Annotated in this window: 13 protein-coding genes; 2 read left to right on the top strand and 11 right to left on the bottom strand. The window is 63.6% G+C overall.

The window, feature by feature from the left end; all coding sequences use genetic code 11:
- Positions 1-131: 131 nt before the first annotated feature.
- The 5 genes from XM53_RS19180 to XM53_RS19200 are packed head-to-tail and all read right to left on the bottom strand — an operon-like array spanning position 132 to position 4,926.
- Positions 132-1,610 (bottom strand): aldehyde dehydrogenase, encoded by a 1,479-nt coding sequence (locus XM53_RS19180; RefSeq protein ID WP_057796299.1) that lies wholly within the window; start codon positions 1,608-1,610, stop codon positions 132-134.
- An 8-nt stretch (positions 1,611-1,618) separates the two neighbouring features.
- Positions 1,619-2,653 (bottom strand): LLM class flavin-dependent oxidoreductase, encoded by a 1,035-nt coding sequence (locus XM53_RS19185; protein WP_057796301.1) that lies wholly within the window; start codon positions 2,651-2,653, stop codon positions 1,619-1,621.
- Between the two features lie 2 nt (positions 2,654-2,655).
- Positions 2,656-3,570, bottom strand: coding sequence for a flavin reductase family protein (locus XM53_RS19190; protein ID WP_057796303.1), 915 nt, complete (start codon positions 3,568-3,570; stop codon positions 2,656-2,658).
- A complete protein-coding gene (locus XM53_RS19195) occupies positions 3,567-4,355 on the bottom strand; it encodes an alpha/beta fold hydrolase (RefSeq protein ID WP_057796304.1) in 789 nt (262 codons plus the stop codon). Before XM53_RS19195 ends, XM53_RS19190 begins: the two co-directional genes overlap by 4 nt.
- A complete protein-coding gene (locus XM53_RS19200; RefSeq protein ID WP_057796306.1) occupies positions 4,327-4,926 on the bottom strand; it encodes an amino acid synthesis family protein in 600 nt (199 codons plus the stop codon). Before XM53_RS19200 ends, XM53_RS19195 begins: the two co-directional genes overlap by 29 nt.
- Before the next feature lie 106 nt (positions 4,927-5,032).
- On the opposite strand from XM53_RS19200, the gene XM53_RS19205 reads away from it, so the two are divergent.
- Entirely contained in the window at positions 5,033-5,863 is an 831-nt protein-coding gene (locus XM53_RS19205) for a LysR family transcriptional regulator (protein WP_057796308.1), read from the top strand.
- Positions 5,864-5,899: 36 nt separating this feature from the next.
- Here the strand turns inward: XM53_RS19205 and XM53_RS19210 are convergent, their stop codons facing one another.
- The 5 genes from XM53_RS19210 to XM53_RS19230 all read right to left on the bottom strand — a co-directional run bounded on the left by XM53_RS19210 (position 5,900) and on the right by XM53_RS19230 (position 16,056).
- Positions 5,900-8,536, bottom strand: a complete 2,637-nt coding sequence (locus XM53_RS19210) for a phosphoenolpyruvate carboxylase (RefSeq protein WP_057796310.1) — start codon at positions 8,534-8,536, stop codon at positions 5,900-5,902.
- A gap of 385 nt (positions 8,537-8,921) precedes the next feature.
- Positions 8,922-10,934 (bottom strand): CocE/NonD family hydrolase, encoded by a 2,013-nt coding sequence (locus XM53_RS19215; protein WP_057796312.1) that lies wholly within the window; start codon positions 10,932-10,934, stop codon positions 8,922-8,924.
- Between the two features lie 268 nt (positions 10,935-11,202).
- On the bottom strand, positions 11,203-12,501 hold the full coding sequence (locus XM53_RS19220; RefSeq protein ID WP_057796314.1) for an ATP-grasp domain-containing protein: 1,299 nt from the start codon (positions 12,499-12,501) through the stop codon (positions 11,203-11,205).
- A gap of 65 nt (positions 12,502-12,566) precedes the next feature.
- Positions 12,567-15,209, bottom strand: coding sequence for a cyanophycin synthetase (cphA, locus tag XM53_RS19225; protein ID WP_057796316.1), 2,643 nt, complete (start codon positions 15,207-15,209; stop codon positions 12,567-12,569).
- Positions 15,196-16,056, bottom strand: a complete 861-nt coding sequence (locus XM53_RS19230) for a cyanophycinase (protein ID WP_057796318.1) — start codon at positions 16,054-16,056, stop codon at positions 15,196-15,198. The genes cphA and XM53_RS19230 overlap by 14 nt, the downstream gene beginning before the upstream one ends.
- A 187-nt stretch (positions 16,057-16,243) precedes the next feature.
- Between XM53_RS19230 and XM53_RS19235 the strand changes: the two genes are divergently transcribed.
- Positions 16,244-17,170 (top strand): isoaspartyl peptidase/L-asparaginase family protein, encoded by a 927-nt coding sequence (locus tag XM53_RS19235; RefSeq protein WP_057796320.1) that lies wholly within the window; start codon positions 16,244-16,246, stop codon positions 17,168-17,170.
- 18 nt (positions 17,171-17,188) lie between these two features.
- Here the strand turns inward: XM53_RS19235 and XM53_RS19240 are convergent, their stop codons facing one another.
- Positions 17,189-18,259, bottom strand: a complete 1,071-nt coding sequence (locus tag XM53_RS19240; RefSeq protein ID WP_057796365.1) for an AI-2E family transporter — start codon at positions 18,257-18,259, stop codon at positions 17,189-17,191.
- Positions 18,260-18,558: the final 299 nt, after the last annotated feature.

The following is an 18,558-nucleotide window of genomic DNA, read 5'->3' on the forward strand; positions in this document are numbered from 1 at the left end:
ATACCTTCTGTTCCGCCGCCCGGCCGGAAACATCGAAATAAACGGCTCGGACACAAACGTGCGCGATCAAAACTGCAAAGGCCGGGCCTAGGCGCACACACTGTCAGCCCGGATGAGCTACGGCAAATACGTCACCGCATCACGAACGGATTGGCCATCGGACGGTCCGACGTATTGATCCAGACGGTTTTCGTGCAGGTATAATCGCGGATCGCATCAAGCCCGGCTTCGCGGCCGTACCCCGACTGGTTGAAGCCCCCGAATGGAGCGATGGGCGACACCGCCCGGTACGTGTTCACCCAGCAGATCCCGGCGCGCAGGCGCGACGACACCCGATGCGCCCGCGCCACGTTCTCCGTGAATATCCCAGAGCCAAGGCCGTAGGGCGTGCCATTGGCCAGCGCGATGGCCTCTTCCTCGGTATCGAATGGCAACAAAGACATCACAGGGCCGAACATCTCGACCTTCAGGGTTTCCGCGTCGGCGTCAGCACACTCGACCAGGGTCGGTGCCATGTAATTCCCCGGACGGTCCAGCGGCGCACCGCCAAAGCGGATCTTAGCGCCGCCCGCAACCGCGGCGGCCAGCGTTGTCTCGATCTTGCGTATCTGCTCGCCGGTGCAAAGCGGGCCGATCTGCGTCTCGGGCTCCAGCGGATCGCCGACGATCACGCCCTGCATCTTTTTCTCGATCCTTGCGGCCAGATCATCCAGTATCGACCGGTGCACCAGCCCACGTGTTCCCGCCACGCAGCTTTGGCCCGAAGCCCCGAAATTGCCCGCAATCAGCCCGTTCGCCGCGCCTTCCAGGTCGGCATCCTCGAACACGATGATGGGCGATTTCCCCCCAAGTTCCAGCGTGGTGACGGCGAAATTCTCGGCCGAGTTGCGCACCACATGCCGCGCCGTCTCCGGCCCACCGGTAAACGCGATACGGTCCACGTCCGGATGGCGCGTCAGCGGAATGGCGCAGTTCTCCGCATCGCCGGTAATGACCGAGACGACCCCCTTGGGAAACCCGGCCTTCTCGATCAGGCGGGCAAATTCAAGCATCGGGGCAGGCGCGATTTCGGACGCCTTCAGAACGACGCTGCACCCGGCCGCAAGTGCAGGCCCAAGCTTTGTCGCCGTCAGGAACATCTGCGCATTCCACGGCACGATCGCCGCGACGACACCGATCGGCTCGCGACGGGTGAAAACATGCATGTCGGGCTTGTCGATCGGCAGGACCGCGCCTTCGATCTTGTCCGCCAATCCGGCGTAATAGCGATAATAGTCGCCCACATAGGCGGACTGGCTGGCGGTCTCTGCAAGCAGCTTGCCGCTATCGGTGGTCTCGATCCGTCCCAGCTCTGGCGCGTGTTCTTCGATCAGGTCCGCCAACCGGTAAAGCAGCTTGCCCCGCTGCGTCTGGGTCATGTCGCGCCATGCCGGATCGTCAAGCGCCCGGCGCGCGGCCACGACGGCGCGGTTGACATCCGCGGCAGAGGCACAGGCAAACGTGGCCCAATCCTGCCCGGTGGCGGGGTTTTGCGATGCCATGGTCTGGCCGTCCGACCCTTCGGTCCACGCCCCGTCAATGAACAGCTGGAAATGTGGCTTGCTTGGCATTTTGCACCTCACCTGAATGCTGGCATGACGTGTTCGATGAACCGCTCAAGCGAAGCGCGCTTGCGCTCGAAACTCATGCCGCTGTCGATCCAGAACGAGTATTCGTCATACCCCAACTCTTCGTATTTCCTGATCTTCTCAATCACATCATCCGACGTTCCGATCGTCAGGTCACGCGCCATGTTCTCGGCGCTCATCATCGTGTTGCCTGCCATCTCCTCCTCTGTCAGAGGCGCAAGCAAGCCCTTTTCCACCGGACGCTTGTTCTGGAACCAGGCACCGAAATAGCAGTAGAACCGCGACAACTCGCGCGCCGCCAGCGCCACGTCCTCCGCGTCGGACCCGACATAGGTATGATGCAGAAGCATGATTTTGGGGCGCGGGCCATCGTGGCTGTCGCAGGCCGCGTCGAACCGCTGCTTCAGCGTGGTGATCTCGTCAAGCCCCTGCCAGAGCGGAGTCACCTGTATGTTGAACCCGTTATGCACACCGAATTCATGGCTGTTGGGGTCGCGCGCCGCGATCCAGATCGGCGGGCCGCCGGCCTGAACGGGCTTGGGTGTGGCGGTTGTCGCAGGAAAGCGGAAGAATGCGCCTTCGTGGGCGCAGTCACCAGCCCATAATTGCGGCAGCAGCGGTGCCAACTCGCGCATCCGCTGGCCGGCCTGCCATGCATCCAGGCCGGGCATGAGGCGTTCGTATTCATAGGAATAGGCCCCGCGCGCGATCCCCAGCTCGATGCGGCCATCGGTCATCAGGTCCGCCGCCGCGGCCTCGCCTGCCAGCTTGATCGGATGCCAGAACGGCGCGATGACGGTCCCCGTGCCCAGCTTCACGTTCTTGGTGTGATGGGCAATATGCACCAGCGACATCAGGGGGTTGGGGGCAATCGTGAATTCCATGCCATGATGCTCGCCCGTCCAGACTGCGCGCATCCCCGCGTCATCCGCCATTTTGCACAGCTCGATCAACTCGTCATGAAGCTGCTTGTGCGACTGATCTTCCGTCAGCCGTTCCATATGCACGAAAAGCGAGAAGTCCATTTTCATGTCCTTTCCTGTGACAGGTGCACGTCGCCACGTCGCGCATCCCCGATGTAAAGGCCAAAGCTGCGTGTCCGCGTCTCGACCGCGTATCGCATCATCATGTCGCGGATCGCCGGTGACGCGAATTTCAGATTGGGAATGTCAGCGACCGGGCACCGGGTAAAACCGGCGCTGCCCGCGCCCGTTGCCGTCGCCAGGAAGTACGAGCATTGCGTCTTGTCGTCGTCGAACACCGAATAGGCGGGCCCAAGCGTCACGGGCTGTCCCCGTCCTGCAAGGTCCTGCGCCAGACGCTGGCGCGTGTTCTCACGATCTTCCGCAACGACCTGCGGCGGTCGAAACCCGCGATCTGTCGCTTCCAGCAGCACGTCATCGCCCACGCCGATGATCGCACCGTAAAGCGCCGAACGGCCCGATGGCTCCAGCGCCGCGCGCTCCAGGCCCAGGCTGAAGAACTGTCCGGCCGCATAGCCAAGGCCGCGTCCTGCTTCATGGCTGAACGCCTGTACCTCGCCGATCAGGATCGCATGGTCCCCGGCATCGACAACCTGATACGTCCGGCACGAAAACTGCGCCACCGCACCATCGACCAGGACATTGCCAATCGCGTCCTCGCGATGAGTCACCCGCGCGAACCGGTCGCCCTTGAAGCTGGCAAAGGTGTTCGCCACCTCTTCCTGACCCTCGGCAAGCACGTTCACGGCGAAATGCCGGCAGGCGGCGAAGCTGTCATAGGACGACAGGAACCTGCCCGGACACACCAGCAACAACGGCGGATCGAGCGACACCGACGCAAAGGAATTGGCCGTGAACCCCACGGGCTCTCCCGCCGCGTTTCGGGTTGTCACCACGGTCACACCGGTCATGAAACTGCCGAAGGCGCGGCGCAGCGCACGACTGTCCAGACGGCTCATGACCACACCTCCCGCGCAAGATCGGCCAGCACCGCCGTTACGTCTTCGGCATGTGTCATCGGCATCATGTGCGCGGCATCTTCGATGACCAGCACACGGCCATCCCGCGCAAGATTCGCCATCGCCCGCGACATCGCCGGCGTCGAGTTCGGATCACGCCCGCCCGTGGCGAATAGCGCCGGACAGGCCAGCGTGCTGATTGCCCGGCGGCTCGGCCCCTCTGCGCAGGCAAAGGCGGTATAGGCCATCTTGTAGCCTTTGGGGTCCACCGCGCGCAGCCACGCATCGCAGGCCGTCCGCTCGGGCGAGCCTTGCGTGCCGAACCACCGTTCAAGCGTCGGGGTCGGGTCCGGGTTGCGCACACCGTCCAGACTGCCAGCGCGTGCCTGCACCGCCGCGGCCGCCTCCGGCGCGCGCTCAAACACCCCGTTCAGCGCCGCAACCGCGCAAACCTTGGACGGCGCACGACCCGCGATCTCCAGCGCGATCAGCGCCCCCATCGAATGGCCCGCGACCACTGCGGGCTCCGGCAAACCCTCGATCAGCGGCAGAACAGCCTCGACATAATTCGATAACGTGACCGGGGCGCTCAGGCGCGCGCTTTGCCCATGGCCGGGCATGTCGGGCGCAATCACGCGATGGTCACGGCTCAGTCCATCGGCCTGTGCGCCCCAAGCCAAGGCATTCAAGCCCACACCGTGCAACAGCACGATGGGCCGGCCCTTGCCCGCATCAAGAACGGACAGGCCCGCAACCTCAGACCGATGCAGGGTTGTCGACGTCATGGCCCAGATCCTTCAGATCCTGATACCGGTCCCCGATCCGATGGTGCGGCCGCCCGGACAAGGCGGCCCCCAGCACGACGACAACCTCGTCATCGCGCGGCGCATCGGGGATCGCGAATTGAATGGTCAGGTAATGCGAGCGCCGCCCGGCATCGTTCTTGTCCATCAGCGGCACCATGATCGGCGCATTGGCAGGACCGCGTGTGTTGGTGAACGCAAGATAGGATTTGGCCTCGACCGCCTCGCGGTAGAAATTGCCGAACCGCAGCGTGTGGATCAGGCCCGACGCGTGCTCGATCTCGCCGTCAAGGCCAACGACAGCCGCCTTTCCGTAGGCTTCGATCGCCGCGCCGCTGCCGGCAAGGCCGATCATCCGGTCGGTCATCATCTTGCCAAGAGCGGGTCCATAGGCGCGAATTTCCGGGCTCAGGTCCTCGACAAAGCGGCCCGCCCACGGATTGCGCAGCACGACCGCGACCGCGAACATGCGCCACGGCGTGCTGGCCGCACGGTATCCTTCGATCAGCACCTCTTCGTCGAACGTCACGATCTTACGGATTTCGGGGGTCATCGCATCATCCTTTTGCCGTTGCCCGAACTTAGAAATCCGAGAAAATTTTGACAAACAAAGGGATTATGCCCATAGCCATTAACAACACTAATGGCTACCTAAGTGCATGGCGAAATCCCTTCCTCCTCTTAGCTGGCTGCGGTCTTTCGAGGCCGCGGCGCGCAACCTCAGCTTCACCACCGCAGCCGAGGAAATCGGCCTGACGCAATCGGCGGTCAGCCAGCAGGTCAAGTCGCTCGAGTCGCGGCTTGGCGTGCAGCTTTTCATCCGGCACGCGCGGGGACTGGCGCTGACGGATGCGGGCCGTCGCCTGCTGCCCGAGGTCGACGCCCCGCTTCAGGCCCTGTCGCGTGCCATGGTCGGGATGGACACGCGCCCGTCCCGCAACCTGCTTACCATCGCCTCCTCGATCAGCGTCGCGCATTGGAAAATTGCGCCTCGCCTGACAGAGTTCAGAGAACGCTTCCCGCAGCTGGAAGTCAGAATTCTCAGCGCGATCTGGCCGGATGACTTTCACTCGACCCGCGCGGATGTCGAGATACGGTTCGGCTCCGCGCAGCAGGCCGGCCCCGAGGCAGAGGCGATCCTGCCCAATGACCTCATCGCGCTGAAGGCGCCGACCCTGAAAGGCGATGTGGCAGACCTGCCGCTGATCGAAACGGTCGGCACATCCAGCGGCTGGCAGGCTTGGTCCAGACAGATCGAACCCGTCCCGGACCCGTCCATCTATACCGACACCTATGGCATGGCCCTCCACCTCGCGGCGCACGGCAACGGCGTGGTCCTGGCGAACAAATGGCTGGCGCAATATGCCCTGGAAAACGCGCTTGTCACCCGCGCGCATTCCGCCTCAATCCCCAGCCAGGAAGGCTATCACCTGTCGGTTTCCAGTGACAAATGGCAGGCCGAGGCGTTTCGCGAGTGGCTTTTGAAATAACCCTCTCAGCCGGCGAACCAGTCGCCCCCTTCCCGCCTATCCGGTCCAGCCCAGGCCCGAAGAAATCGAATTCATGGATTGCAACAGCGGGATCGACACCCGTTTCGGTTCATCCCGCGACCGCACATCGCGCAGCAAGGCAACCTGAAGCGCATTGATCCGGTCCAGCCCCGGGCGAATACGGTCAAACCTGGCCCTCATGCGCGGGAAACGCTCGGCAATGGTAGTCTGGCTGGTCAGGAACGTGATCCCCTCGCAGGCCAGCGCATATTCCTTGCGGACGGCCTCGGTAACACGCTGCCGGGTATCGTCGTCTGTCACAAGTGACGCATACTCCGCCGCGATGTCGAGATCGCTCTGGAAAAGAGATTTTTCGACCTCATCCACGATCAGCCGGAACAGCTTGGTCTTCTCGAACATCGCGCGCAGCGTCTCCTCGCCGCGCGTGCCCTGGAATTTCCGAAAGGACTCGATGGCAGAGCCGAAGCCATACCAGCCCGTGATCAGGTGCCGGTTCTGCGACCAGGCGAACACCCACGGAATGGCCCGCAGGTCATCCAGCGACGCCGCGCCGAACCGGCGCGCGGGGCGCGAGCCGATCTTCAGCATGGCCAGCTCCTCCACCGGGCTGGCCTGCTGGAAATAATCGATGAAGCCGGGCATGTGCAGCAGCGTGGAATAGGCGGTCTGCGACAGGCCCGACAGCGCGTCCAGCGCATCGTTGAATTCCGGCGCCCGGGGCGGATCGTTCGCATCCGCCGTGTGCTTCAGGACGCTCGAGGCCAGAAGCTCAAGATGCGCCGCCGCGGTTCCGCGGTTGGCATAATTGGCCGACACGACCTCGCCCTGCTCCGTCAGGCGCATTCGTCCGTTCACGGTATCCGTCGGCTGCGCCGCGATGGCGCGGTCCATCGGCGCGCCGCCCCGGCTGACCGATCCGCCGCGCCCGTGAAAGAAGACCGGGGTCAGGCCCTGCGATGCCAGAACCCGCGTGATCTTGCGCTGCGCCTGGTCCAGTTCACAGGTGGAGCAGACAAAGCCGCCGTCTTTGTTGCTGTCCGAGTACCCAAGCATGACCTCGATCGCGGATCCGTCCCGCGTAAGGCTGCGTTTCGCCAGCGGAACCTTCAGCAGGTCGACAAGGATATCCGGCGCCGCGCGCAGGTCGCCGATCGTCTCGAACAGCGGCACGACCTTGAGCTCCAGCGTCTCGGCGCCAAAGCCCGCGTACCGCGCCAGCAGGAACACGCCCAAAAGGTCGTCTGACGAACGGGTCATCGACAGGATGAACGGGCCGATCGCGGCAGGATCCGGGCCATACCGCCGCTTCGACATCAGGTTCAGCAGCTTGAGAAGCTCAACGGCCTGATCCGACAACGCGCTCTGGTCGGGCTCGGGCAGCTGTGGCTCGGCCAGTTCCGCCCGCAGCCGCTTCGACCATGCCGGATCGCCATATTCCGGCACCTCGCCATCGTCCCGGCTCCGCCAGATTTCGGCGATCGTGTCCGTCGTCACAGTCGAGTTCTGGCGAATATCCAGCGTGTAGATGCTGAACCCGAACACCGACGCGCGCCAGCGGATCGGGCGGATGTAGCGCCGTGCCAGCGACACCGCGTCGACCGACGCAAGCGCCTTTTCGATAACCTCAAGATCAGCCGTGAAGTGGCTGATATGCCGATATGTTTCCAGCCGGTGGAGGATCGCCGAGATCGCCTGCCGGAACAGCTCGTTCGGGTTGCGGTCGCGCGTCGGCGACACCGAGGCGAGCCGTTCCAACTCGCCCTGCACCTCCGGATCGAGCGGTACGATCCTGTTGCTGATGCTCAGGCGTTCGGCCGCAATGCGCAGATGCTCCTTGTACATGTCCATCACCACGTCGCGCGCCCGTTTCAGTGCATGGGCCGTGCTGTCGTCGGTCACGTTCGGGTTGCCGTCCCGGTCGCCGCCGATCCAGGAATGAAAGCGGATGCAGGGGGATACCGCGTCGCACGTGCCGAACCTGTTCTTGGCGGCCAGTTCGAACTGCTCAAACACCTGAGGCACGGCATCGAAGATCCCGTCACGGAAAAATTGCAGTCCCCACTCGATCTCGTCGCTCAGATCGGGCCGTTCCAGCCGCAGCTCACCCGTCATCCACAACAGATCTATCTCGCCCTCGATATCCGTCAGGATCGCTGCGCGTTCTCGGCTGGTCCAGCGTTGCGCCTCCAGCGATACCAGGTTGCGATAGATCCGGCGGTGGATCTCCAAAACCGTTACCCGCTTGGCCTCGGTCGGATGCGCCGTCAGCGTGGGACCGACCGAAAGGCTTTGCGATATCTCGGCAAAGCGGTCCCGCGTCAGATCCTCGCGCGCCAGCGCCTGCGCGAAACTGCTCGGAACCGTCTCTGCCCCGCTTCGCGTCTCAACCTGGCGCCGATCGCGGATTGCGGCGTTTTCCTCGACGATGCGCAAAAGCTGGAACCAGATATTCAGCGCCTGAAGATAGGGCACGGCCCCGGGCCCCGCCGGAATGACGTGCTCCGCGTCGCTGTGTGCCCAGTCCGCCACATGCGGTGCACGGCGCTTCAGGACGTTGCCCCAAAGGTCGAAAAGCTCCTTGCGCAGGTCGGCGGCATAGGATTCTTCGCTGTCGGTGATGTCGCACGCGGCGTTCAGCAGCACGGACGGCATCAGACAATGCCCGATTTCACGTCAAACGATCGAAGCATATCCCGTGCGATGACGCACTCTTGTATGCTTTTACGGCGTGTTTCGCCTGTTTTCGCGCCAGACATGACTTCCCTCCCTCCGTGCTCTCAACCACCACCCGCGGTGCAAACGGTCCAAGACACCCCCCAGCCGCGCGATGCGACCAAACTCACTGAACCGACGCCTTGTTGCCCGCTGCGATACTACTTTCCCGGTCTGGTGGTGGATTACGGGATTCCGACAGAATCCAACGTGAATCCACCTGCCTCGCAAGAATACCTGCGCGAGCAAGGTGCCACAGTAGTCATAGTGCTGACTACCTACACTTGAGTTTGAAGTTTATCAGAAGCGGGCGCCTGCTCCGCCGTCAGTTATGATCGCGTGGAATCCGGACATCCCAGTCAAGATCGCGGACGCATTCGTCATTCAGAAACGCCTCCAGTCGCGCCGTGAGATGGTATTCGGTGGCGGTAGAGGTCATGCGCGTGCGTGTCACCGTCTTCACGCTCCAGTCCTCGCGTTTCATTTCGTGGGTCCAGCTTGTCTCGCCTTCCGCAGATGTCGGATCGTCCGGAAGGATCGAATACCGCTCCCGCCCCCGGGCGGCGTGAAAGAACCCCTGCCGGACAATCGTCGCGGCACCCTCGTCGTCGGTCACTTCGATGCCCAGCCGCCCGGTGTCGACATCCTCGACCAGATGCCAGGTCGCATTCGGCGCCCGCGCCACGTCCAGTTCCAGCGGTTGGGCCGCGCGCGGCGGCCCGAATGCCACCTCCACCACGTCAGGCGCCGCGGTGCACATGGGCAGCTCAAGCCGGCTTTGCTCTGTTACCACGCGCAGCGTGACCGGCTCGGGCGCAGGCCAGGCGATGGGGAAATAGCTGGTGGACAGCCCCAGCCGGATGCGGTGCCCGGCGCGAAAGGTCTGTGCCACGTGCTTCAGCGGAACGGTGACCGTATAGGTTTCTCCCGGCACCAGCGTTTCGGGATGTTCATGGCTGTCGCGATGCGTCAGGTTCAGCAGGCCATAGCTTACCCGCGTTGCCGCGCCGCACGGCGCCACGTCCATCAGCCGGACCGCGACCTGCGCGACGGACCGGTCAACCGAGAAGGTCAGAATCAGGTTTGCATCCCCGACCATGTGGCGGTCTTCGGTCAAGGGTGCGGTCTCGAAGGTCAGGCTTCCGGCATCGTCGCGCCGCTGGTCGCCGGGCTGGTCGCCGGGATGCCCGTAGGAACACCACTTGCCTCCGTGCCGGCCGACCCACAGCGGCGAGGATATTTCCAGCACGCCGTCCGCTCCCCCGATTCCAAGCCCGCCCTCTACGTCCAGAGCGAAAGCCTCGCGCGTGATCCCGGGCGACGGCCAGGACGGCACGTCGATCCACCTGCCCTCGCGGCTGTCGTAGTGCGTCTGCGGCTTGGCATGGTCCTGAAGGAACACGCGCAACGGCGGCTCATCCGCGATTCCGGTGTCGCGGCCCTTCATCCACTGGTCCCACCAGCGCGCCTCTTCGGTCAGCCAGTCGATGGCCGGCCCGGGCTCGCCCAGGTAGGGATAGCGGTGCGCCCAAGGGCCCACCAGCCCCTTGACCGGACCTTTCAGGTTTTCCACCAGCCGGAACACCGACCGGCAATACCCATCGGCCCAGCCGCTGACGGCATAGACGGGCACCTCGATATCCGCGAAATTCTCGCAGACCGATCCGTGCTTCCAGAAGTCGTCGCGCGTCTGGTGCTGCATCCAGTTTTCCAGCCACAGGCCAGAGCCGTCCAGCCGCTCTTCCCACATCGCGCGCCACCGATCACCCACATGCGTGGGGTCCGGCGGCAGGGAGTTGATGCCGAACATGACCGAGGCCCAAGACAGGTGATCGCCCAGCACGGTGCCGCCCATATAGTGGATGTCATCGGCATAGCGGTCGTCGGTCGAGCAGATCGTGACCACCGCCTTCAGCGCCGGGGGCCGCAGGGCTGCAAGCTGCAAGCCGTTGAATCCGCCCCAGGAAATGCCGACGATCCCGACCCCGCCGTCGCACCAGTCCTGCGCCGCGATCCAGGCAATCACGTCGCAGCCGTCCTGCAACTCTTCTTCGGTGTATTCGTCGGTCATCAACCCTTCGGACTCGCCCGTGCCGCGCAGGTCGACGCGCACATAGGCGTAGCCCTGCGCCGCCATCCATGGCGCGCGCGCATGGTCGCGCTCCAGCGTCTTGTCGTTCTTGCGATAGGGGATGAATTCCAGGATCGCGGGCACGGGGCGTGTCTCGGATCCTTCGGGCATCCAGATCCGCGCGGCCAGCCTGGTGCCATCCGGCATCGGAATTTCCAGATGCTCGATTTCGTGGATGGTCTGCGGCAAGGGATGGTCGATTTTCATGGCACTCTCTAACGATCGGCAGGGCAGGTTCGGGGCTGCGGTATCGTCCGGGCGGGGGGATGTCCAGACGCGCGCGGCCCGGCGATGGTGTCCGCCGGTCCGAGTTTCACGACTCAAAGGTTAATGCAGCGCGAAACGCGAAACGAACGTCGGTACCCTTTCGGTATTCAGTCGGTGTCGCGCCAGTGTCCGCGACAGGGCCGCCAAATTAACGGACCGTGCGGATGACCATCGCTTCGCTGTCGGCAAATCGGCGGCGTCGGTCGCGCTACTCCACGATATCCGTGAACTCGTAGTTCAGCCTCTTCATCACCTGCTCGTAATTCCAAAGCAGCTTCGACTGTTTCTGCGCGCCCATCCAGACCGACGCCACCGCATAGCTGTAGGCGTCCTGCTCGGGCAGTTCCGACAGTTTCGACCCCTTGCTGACGTATGAGGTGATGCGCGTGCCCTCGACCTGCTCGGCGGCGACCTCCACCTCGGCCCGCGATGGCGCGCGGGCCACCGTCGCGTCGTTGAAGAACACCCGGTAGAAGAATTCCGCTGCGACGGTTTCCGGCCCTTCGCCTTGCGGCATGTCCGGCTTGCGGCCCAGGCCAAGATCGACCGTCACCTGCTGGTGACTGACCCCGTCGACCATCTCGAACAGGTCGCAATGCGATTGCGCGATGCGGGTGTTGATCTCCAGCAGCCAGATCTGGTTCTGCACCTCGTCCCAGTAATATTCGATGTTGAACCCGGCATTGTCATAGCCGATATGCTTCATCACCTTTTTGGTGATCTCGGCCATCTGCTCCTGGATACGCGGCGGCAGGGTGGACGGGTAAAGGTAGTAGAAAAAGCTCAGAACCTGTGGATAACGGATCGAGTCGACCACGCCGTAGGGTACGACCTCGCCATCATGCACATAGCCCTCGACGGTGCATTGGCGCCCGCCGATCACTCGCTCGGCCATGCAGTAATGCCCCTCGACCGCTTTCACGTCATCGGGCAGGTTGGCCTGGTTCAGGACATAGTTAAACGGCTCGGAGATCTCGTTGATCTCGGCGCGGAAGGCTTCGGTCGCATAAGCGAAATCCTCGGGGCTGTCGATGCGAAAGCCCAGGCGCGACCCGGACGACTTGATCGGCTTCACGAAGAACGGAAACCGCAGGCCGGCCTCGCCGATCTTGGACAAGGCCTCGTCGTCGAACGGGTCGAAGGCGGTGAAGTTCGGCACGTGATCGGGAATGACCTCGGCCATTACCTTGCGGGACCAGTACTTGTGCTCGCATTTCAGCAGCGATTCCAGCGACGCGTTCCGCACCCCATACTTCTTGCACAAAAGCGGCAGCATGGTGGATACCGGAAAGTCGATATAGCCCACGATGGCGTCGATCGACCCGTCGAAGGCGTCCAGCGTTTCCTCGGCCCGGCGCAGCATGTCGGGGATGTCGAAAATCTGGGTGTCCGACACTTCGGCAGAGGTCAGAAGCGGATGGAAAGTGACGTCCTCAACGCCGCGAAGGCGCTTCAACCGCGCCGCATTCAGTTCGTTCATTCCAACGACGAAAACGTTTTTTGTCATGTCACTCCCTCGGTTTTCAACGCCGTTGCGACGGCGTTGTTCCCTGTCAATTGCGCAAAGCTGGCTCAGGTCTGACCCAAGTCCGACTGCGCCCCGTAGCTGCGGCCTTTCAGGCGCTCTGTGGCACCTTCGATGTCGTCGACCAGAAGCAACAGGAAATCACCCGGTTTCGCCTCGCCAATGGCGCGATCGATCGCGGCTTGCTCGTCCATGATGATCTCGACCGTTCCGGCGGATCCGGCGTCGCTTGCGCCCTTCTCGATCAGCCCCGCGGTCTCGCCTTCGCTGCGTCCGCGCGCATCGGTCTCATAGACATAGACCGCATCGCACATCTTCGCCAGTTGCGCGCCCAGCGCCGCGAGGTCTTCGTCCCGGCGGTTGCCGGGTGCCGTGGCCACGGCGATCTTGCGCTGTTGGCCAAGGCCGTTGACCAGCGGCTCCAGCGCCTCGAGCGCGGGAACGTTGTGGCCATAGTCGATCAGGCATTTGACGCCGTCGGCCTCGAAATAGTTGGTACGCCCCGGCATCTGCGCCGGTGTCGGGTGGAAGCTGAGCAGGCCCGCGCGGATGTCGTCGATCTCGATCCCATGCGCCAGCGCGGCGGCGGTGGCCGCCATGGCGTTCTGCACGTTGAAGGGGGCGTGCCCCTCGAACGAAATCGGCACGTCGTTGACCGCCGCCACCTCGACCTCGACCTGGCCGCGCAGCAGCACGATCCGGCCCTGCCGCACAGTGATGACCATCTTGTGGTCGGCAAGGTGCTGCTTGAGGTCCGGATTTTCGGGGTTCATCGTGAAATAGATGATCTCGCCCCGCGCCCAGTAGGTGCCCTGGTCCATCACCAGCGGATCGTCGGCATTCAGCACGCAGAACCCGCCGATCTTCTTGACCGCGTCGACCACCACGGTCTTGCACCGTGCCAGTTCCTCGAGCGTGTGGATGTCGCGCTCGCCCAGATGGTCCGACGCGATGTTCAGCAGGACGCCCACATCGCATTCGTCAAAGCCCAGACCCCGGCGCATGATCCCGCCGCGCGCCACCTCCAGCACGGCGTGTTCCACCGTGGGTTCGCGCAGCACCGCATGGGCGGCGGCGGGGCCGGAATAGTCGCCCCGCAATATCACGTGGTTGTCGATCTCGATGGTGCCGGTACAGCCCATGCCCACCGAGTTGCCCGCCTGCCGCAGGATATGCGTGATCAGGCGTGTCGTGGTGGTCTTGCCGTTGGTGCCGGTGATCGCGGTGATCGGGATGCGCCCGTCATCGGTGGGATCGGGGAACAGCATGTTGACGACCGCCTCGCCCACCGCGCGCGGCTTGCCATGGGTCGGCGCCATGTGCATCCGAAAGCCCGGCCCGGCATTGACCTCGACCACGCCCGCCGATTGCTGATCCAGCGGCTTGGTCAGGGTTTCGGCCAGAAGGTCGATCCCGATGATATCCAGACCGACAATCCGGCCGATCCGCTCCATCGCGAACTTGATCTCGGGATGCACCTCGTCCGTCAGGTCCGTCGCCGTCCCGCCGGTCGAGATGTTGGCGGTGGATTTCAGATAGACGATCTCGCCCTTTTCCGGCACCGAGTCGAGCGTCAGCTCGGCCTGCTCCAGCAGGCGCATGGTCTGTTCGTCCACATGGATCTGCGTCAGCAGGTTCTCGTGGCCCACGCCCCGGCGCGGGTCCTTGTTTTCCTCGTCGATCAATTGCTGGATGGTGGATGTGCCGTCGCCTTCCACATGGGCCGGACGGCGGCGCGCGGCGGCGATCATCTTGCCGCCCACCACGAGAATGCGGTGATCCTCGCCCTTGATGTAGCTTTCCACGATGACCGCGCCGTAATCGTCGCGGCACCGCGCCAGCGCGGCCTCGTAGCCCGATTTCAGCTCTTCCTCGTTGGTGATATCGGTGGTCACGCCGCGCCCGTGGTTGCCCGACAAAGGCTTGGTGACGACCGGCCAGCCGATCCACTCGGCGGCGTCTTTGACCTCTTCCCAGCTATATCCGATATAGCCCTTGGGAACGGCCACGCCGGCGTCGTCCAGCACCTGCTTGGTCCACTCCTTGTCGTCGGCAATCGAGTGGCCGATGATGCCCGACGCATCTGTCACCGTGGCCTGGAACTTGCGCTGCTTCACGCCGTGCCCCAGCTGGGTATAGCTCGTGCCCTCGGTCAGGTTGTACCACGGGATGTTGCGCGCCTTGGCCGCGTTCACGATCGAGCCGGTCGACGGCCCAAGCGCGTTGGCGTCGCGCACTTCCTTGAGGCGGTCGATCACCGGCTCGAGGTCGACATCCTTGCCGTCGTAGAGCGCCTGGACGATCTCCACCGCCTCTTCGCCGCAGGCCAGACCCGTGGCCTCGTCGCGATAGCGATAGACGACGTGATAGACCCCCTTGTCATAGCTGTCGACGGTCTTGCCGTAGCCCACCGAGAAGCCGATCATGTTCTGCAATTCGATCGCCACATGCTCGACCATGTGGCCGGCCCAGGTGCCTTCTTTCACACGGGACAGGAACCCACCGGCCTCTCCCACCGAGCACCGATGCTCGTATATCGTGGGGATCAGGGATTGAAGCTTGTCGGCAATGCCGTCGACCTTGTCGCTTGGCCGGTCTTCCAGCTCCTCGATGTCCAGCCGCATGTAGATCGATTGATAGCGGCTGTAATAGTTCGGTCCGCGCAGCGCACGGTGTTCAAGTATACGCATCCTTCAGCTCCAGGCTCTCGGCCCCAAGCTGTTTGGCACTCAGGACCTGCCGGTCCGCCAGGTTGTATCCATCACCCTCGACCAGCGCATGCATCACGACGTTGTGGACGCTCACCGCCTCACCGTCTGATAGATCGAATACATTGCAACTGGTTATCCTTGAACTGTCAACGAGGATTACGTGACCGGGCCCGAAGGCCTTTATTATACCGCCCTCGAACAATACGGCGGCATCTTCGCCAAGGCCTATCCCGAGGTATTCGGGGTTCGTCGCGCCCACTTCCATCAGGCGCGAGAAGCGCCCCCGCTCCAGGAAATGGGTGTCGATGATGACCCCTTCGATCAGGCCGAAACCCGCGCTCATCTTGACCGCGCCTTTTCGCAGGCTGTCGATCGCGCTGCCGCCATACACCATCGTGGTGGACTGGCAGGCCGCGCCCGCGCTGGTGCCCGCGATGACCGCGCCTTCGTGATAGATGGACCGAATCGCCTCCAGCGACTTGGACGCGCCGAAGATGCTGGTCAGGCGCATCTGGTCGCCGCCCGAAATGAACAGCACATCGCACCGGCGGATCATCTCCACCATCTTGGGGTCGTCGGCATCGCGCCGTTCGCGGATGCGCACATCCAGCACTTCGCCCGCGCCCAGCGCGTCGAACGCCTCTTCGTAGGCCGGATAGACCTCGTCGGGGATGCTGCTGGCGGTGGTGATCACACCGACCACCGGTGTCTCGCTGTTCGAGAGTTTCAGCACGCGTCCCAGGATCGCCGCCTTTGCGGATTTATCCTCGGCGCCGCCTATTGCGACGAGTTTCCCTCGGGGCCTGGGTTTCACCGACATGTCCATAGAATAACTCCATTCATCACTGGACTGATATCTATATCTTGTGGATGTTACCATCCTGTTCACAAGAATGTCACGCAACCCACCGCTCGCAACTGGAAAAGCGGTCGCAACGTCACGAATCCCGCGATATGTGGGATTCTCGGCAACCATCGCCCGGCAAAACGGCAAAAACAGGCAGGAGAGTCACATGAGCGACGGATTCGCACTGGCAATTCACGGCGGCGCAGGAGTTCTGCTCCGCTCGGAGATGAGCGAAGACCGCGAAGCGGCCTGTCACGCAGCACTGGCCCGCGTGCTGGCGGCGGGTGAGTCGGTGCTGGCCGCCGACGGCACCGCGCTCGACGCCGTCACCGCCGCGGTGCGCGCGCTGGAGGACGAGCCGTTGTTCAATGCCGGGCGCGGTGCCGTCTTTACCCGTGCGGGCACGCACGAGATGGACGCCGCCATCATGGACGGGCGCGACCGCCGGGCGGGGGCCGTGGCGGGCATCTGCGGCCCGCGCCATCCGGTCGATGCCGCCCGCGCGGTGATGGAGCGCACGTCGCATGTGCTGATGGCCGGCGAAGGCGCGCACGATGTTGCCCGCGAGGCCGGCCTGCCCTTCGAGGAGGTGAGCCACTTCTTCACGCAGGAACGCTGGGACACGCTGCAAGAGACCCTGCGGATGGAGGCCGACGGCACGCTTGACGACGATCCGTCGCGCCGTCACGGCACCGTCGGCGCCGTGGCCCGCGACCGGGCCGGAAACCTGGCCGCCGCCACATCCACCGGCGGCATGACGGCCAAAAGCGCCGGACGCATCGGCGACAGCCCCCTGATCGGCGCGGGCACCTTTGCCGCCAACGAAAGCTGCGCGGTCTCTGCCACCGGCGATGGCGAGGCGTTCATCCGCCTGTCGGTCGCCCATGAAATCGACGCCCGCATCCGTCTGGCCGGCCAGAGCGTCACCGACGCGGCGGCGCAGGTGGTGATGAAGGACCTGGTGGCGATAGGTGGCTCTGGCGGCCTGATTGCGATCGGCGCGGACGGGACCGTCACCATGCCCTTCAACTGCGAGGGCATGTATCGCGGCCAGTCGGTCGAGGGTGGCGCCCACGAAACCTTCGTCTACTGACGCGGGCCACTTCCGGCCTCAGGACGCTCTCCGGCTCTCGATTTCCTCGTTCAGCCGGTCCAGTTCACGGTCGTCTTCTGGCAGGCCCTCGCGCGACAGCAGCACCGCCACCTTCCGCAGGTCGGGCACGTGGCTGCAGATCACCAGCAGCATCACCATGATCGGCACCGACAGGAACATGCCCGGAATGCCCCACACCGCGCCCCAGAACGCCAGGCTGATGATGATCCCGAAGGACGACAACCGCAGCGCCCGCCCCATCAGCCAGGGATCGATCACGTTGCCGTTGACGAACTGGATGATCCCGGTGATCACGAACAGTCCCGCCGTCACCGACGCCTCGCCGGTCTCGACATAGCCCACCAGCGCCACCATGCCCGTGGCCACGATCGAGCCGATGTTGGGAATGTAGTTCAGGATGAAGGTCAGGATGCCCAGCGACAGCGCCAGCTCGATGCCGAAAAGCATCGCCACCACATAGACCATCGCCCCGGTGATCACGCTGACCAGCGTCTTGATCAGCAGGTAATAATTCACCCTGTGGATGATCGAGTTGAAGATCCGGTTCGCCCGCTCGGCCTGCGCCGGATCGTCGAAGAAGTTCGACATCTTGGTGCCGAACCAGATCCGCTCCGCAAAAAGGAAGCCAAAGAACAGGATGACCAGCACGGTGCCCTGCATCAGGCTGCCCGCCTGCCCCGCCACGGCACGCACGTACCCCGAAACCTCGACACTGTTGAGCGAGTTCAGCACCGCGCGTTCCACGTCCTCGCCCATCCAGGCGAACAGCGACGCCATCGCCGAGGGCGCGCGCTCGGCATAGGACAGCGTCGTGCCCAGCACCGTGTTCAGCTGTGCCAGAAGGATCGACGACAGGATAAGCAGCGCTGTCGAGATCAGCAGAAGCGCCACGATGGACGCCAGCCAGTTGGGAATACGGAACCGTCCGATGCTTTGCCGCGCGATCAGATGGATCACGTCCGAGGTCAGCGTGAACAGGATCACCGCCACCGCCAGCGAAATCAGGATGAACCGCGCCTGCACCAGCAGGAACAGCACCACGGCGAAGGCGATGATAACCAACGCCACCGTCCGGACCTGAGAATATTTCTGCGAGTCCCCCAAGTGCCCTTTCAACGGATCGAGTTCTCTTATCTTCCCTGACGTCATATTCCCTCTCGCGGCGATGGGCAATCGCCTGGCCCTGCGCGTCCGGTCCGGTGGGACCAACAGGCGGTGGCAAAGATGCGGTGTCGATGCCGGGCACTGCGGCAATTGCCGCCCTGCGTTTCCCGGGAAACAGCAGGGACATTCGGACGCAGGCGCGTCAACATCGCTTCGGAGAAATCTTGCCGATCACGGAAGAGTTTGCGCCCGATCGCCTTGAA

This window comes from Roseovarius atlanticus, assembly GCF_001441615.1.
Taxonomy (GTDB): Bacteria; Pseudomonadota; Alphaproteobacteria; order Rhodobacterales; family Rhodobacteraceae; genus Roseovarius; species Roseovarius atlanticus.

Excerpts from the sequence above, each read along its gene's own strand:
- XM53_RS19180 (WP_057796299.1), bottom strand. The coding sequence starts at position 1,610 with ATGCCAAGCAAGCCACATTTCCAGCTGTTCATTGACGGGGCGTGGACC.
- XM53_RS19185 (WP_057796301.1), bottom strand. The coding sequence starts at position 2,653 with ATGGACTTCTCGCTTTTCGTGCATATGGAACGGCTGACGGAAGATCAG.
- XM53_RS19190 (WP_057796303.1), bottom strand. The coding sequence starts at position 3,570 with ATGAGCCGTCTGGACAGTCGTGCGCTGCGCCGCGCCTTCGGCAGTTTC.
- XM53_RS19195 (WP_057796304.1), bottom strand. The coding sequence starts at position 4,355 with ATGACGTCGACAACCCTGCATCGGTCTGAGGTTGCGGGCCTGTCCGTT.
- XM53_RS19200 (WP_057796306.1), bottom strand. The coding sequence starts at position 4,926 with ATGACCCCCGAAATCCGTAAGATCGTGACGTTCGACGAAGAGGTGCTG.
- XM53_RS19205 (WP_057796308.1), top strand. The coding sequence starts at position 5,033 with ATGGCGAAATCCCTTCCTCCTCTTAGCTGGCTGCGGTCTTTCGAGGCC.
- XM53_RS19210 (WP_057796310.1), bottom strand. The coding sequence starts at position 8,536 with ATGCCGTCCGTGCTGCTGAACGCCGCGTGCGACATCACCGACAGCGAA.
- XM53_RS19215 (WP_057796312.1), bottom strand. The coding sequence starts at position 10,934 with ATGAAAATCGACCATCCCTTGCCGCAGACCATCCACGAAATCGAGCAT.
- XM53_RS19220 (WP_057796314.1), bottom strand. The coding sequence starts at position 12,501 with ATGACAAAAAACGTTTTCGTCGTTGGAATGAACGAACTGAATGCGGCG.
- cphA (WP_057796316.1), bottom strand. The coding sequence starts at position 15,209 with ATGCGTATACTTGAACACCGTGCGCTGCGCGGACCGAACTATTACAGC.
- XM53_RS19230 (WP_057796318.1), bottom strand. The coding sequence starts at position 16,056 with ATGGACATGTCGGTGAAACCCAGGCCCCGAGGGAAACTCGTCGCAATA.
- XM53_RS19235 (WP_057796320.1), top strand. The coding sequence starts at position 16,244 with ATGAGCGACGGATTCGCACTGGCAATTCACGGCGGCGCAGGAGTTCTG.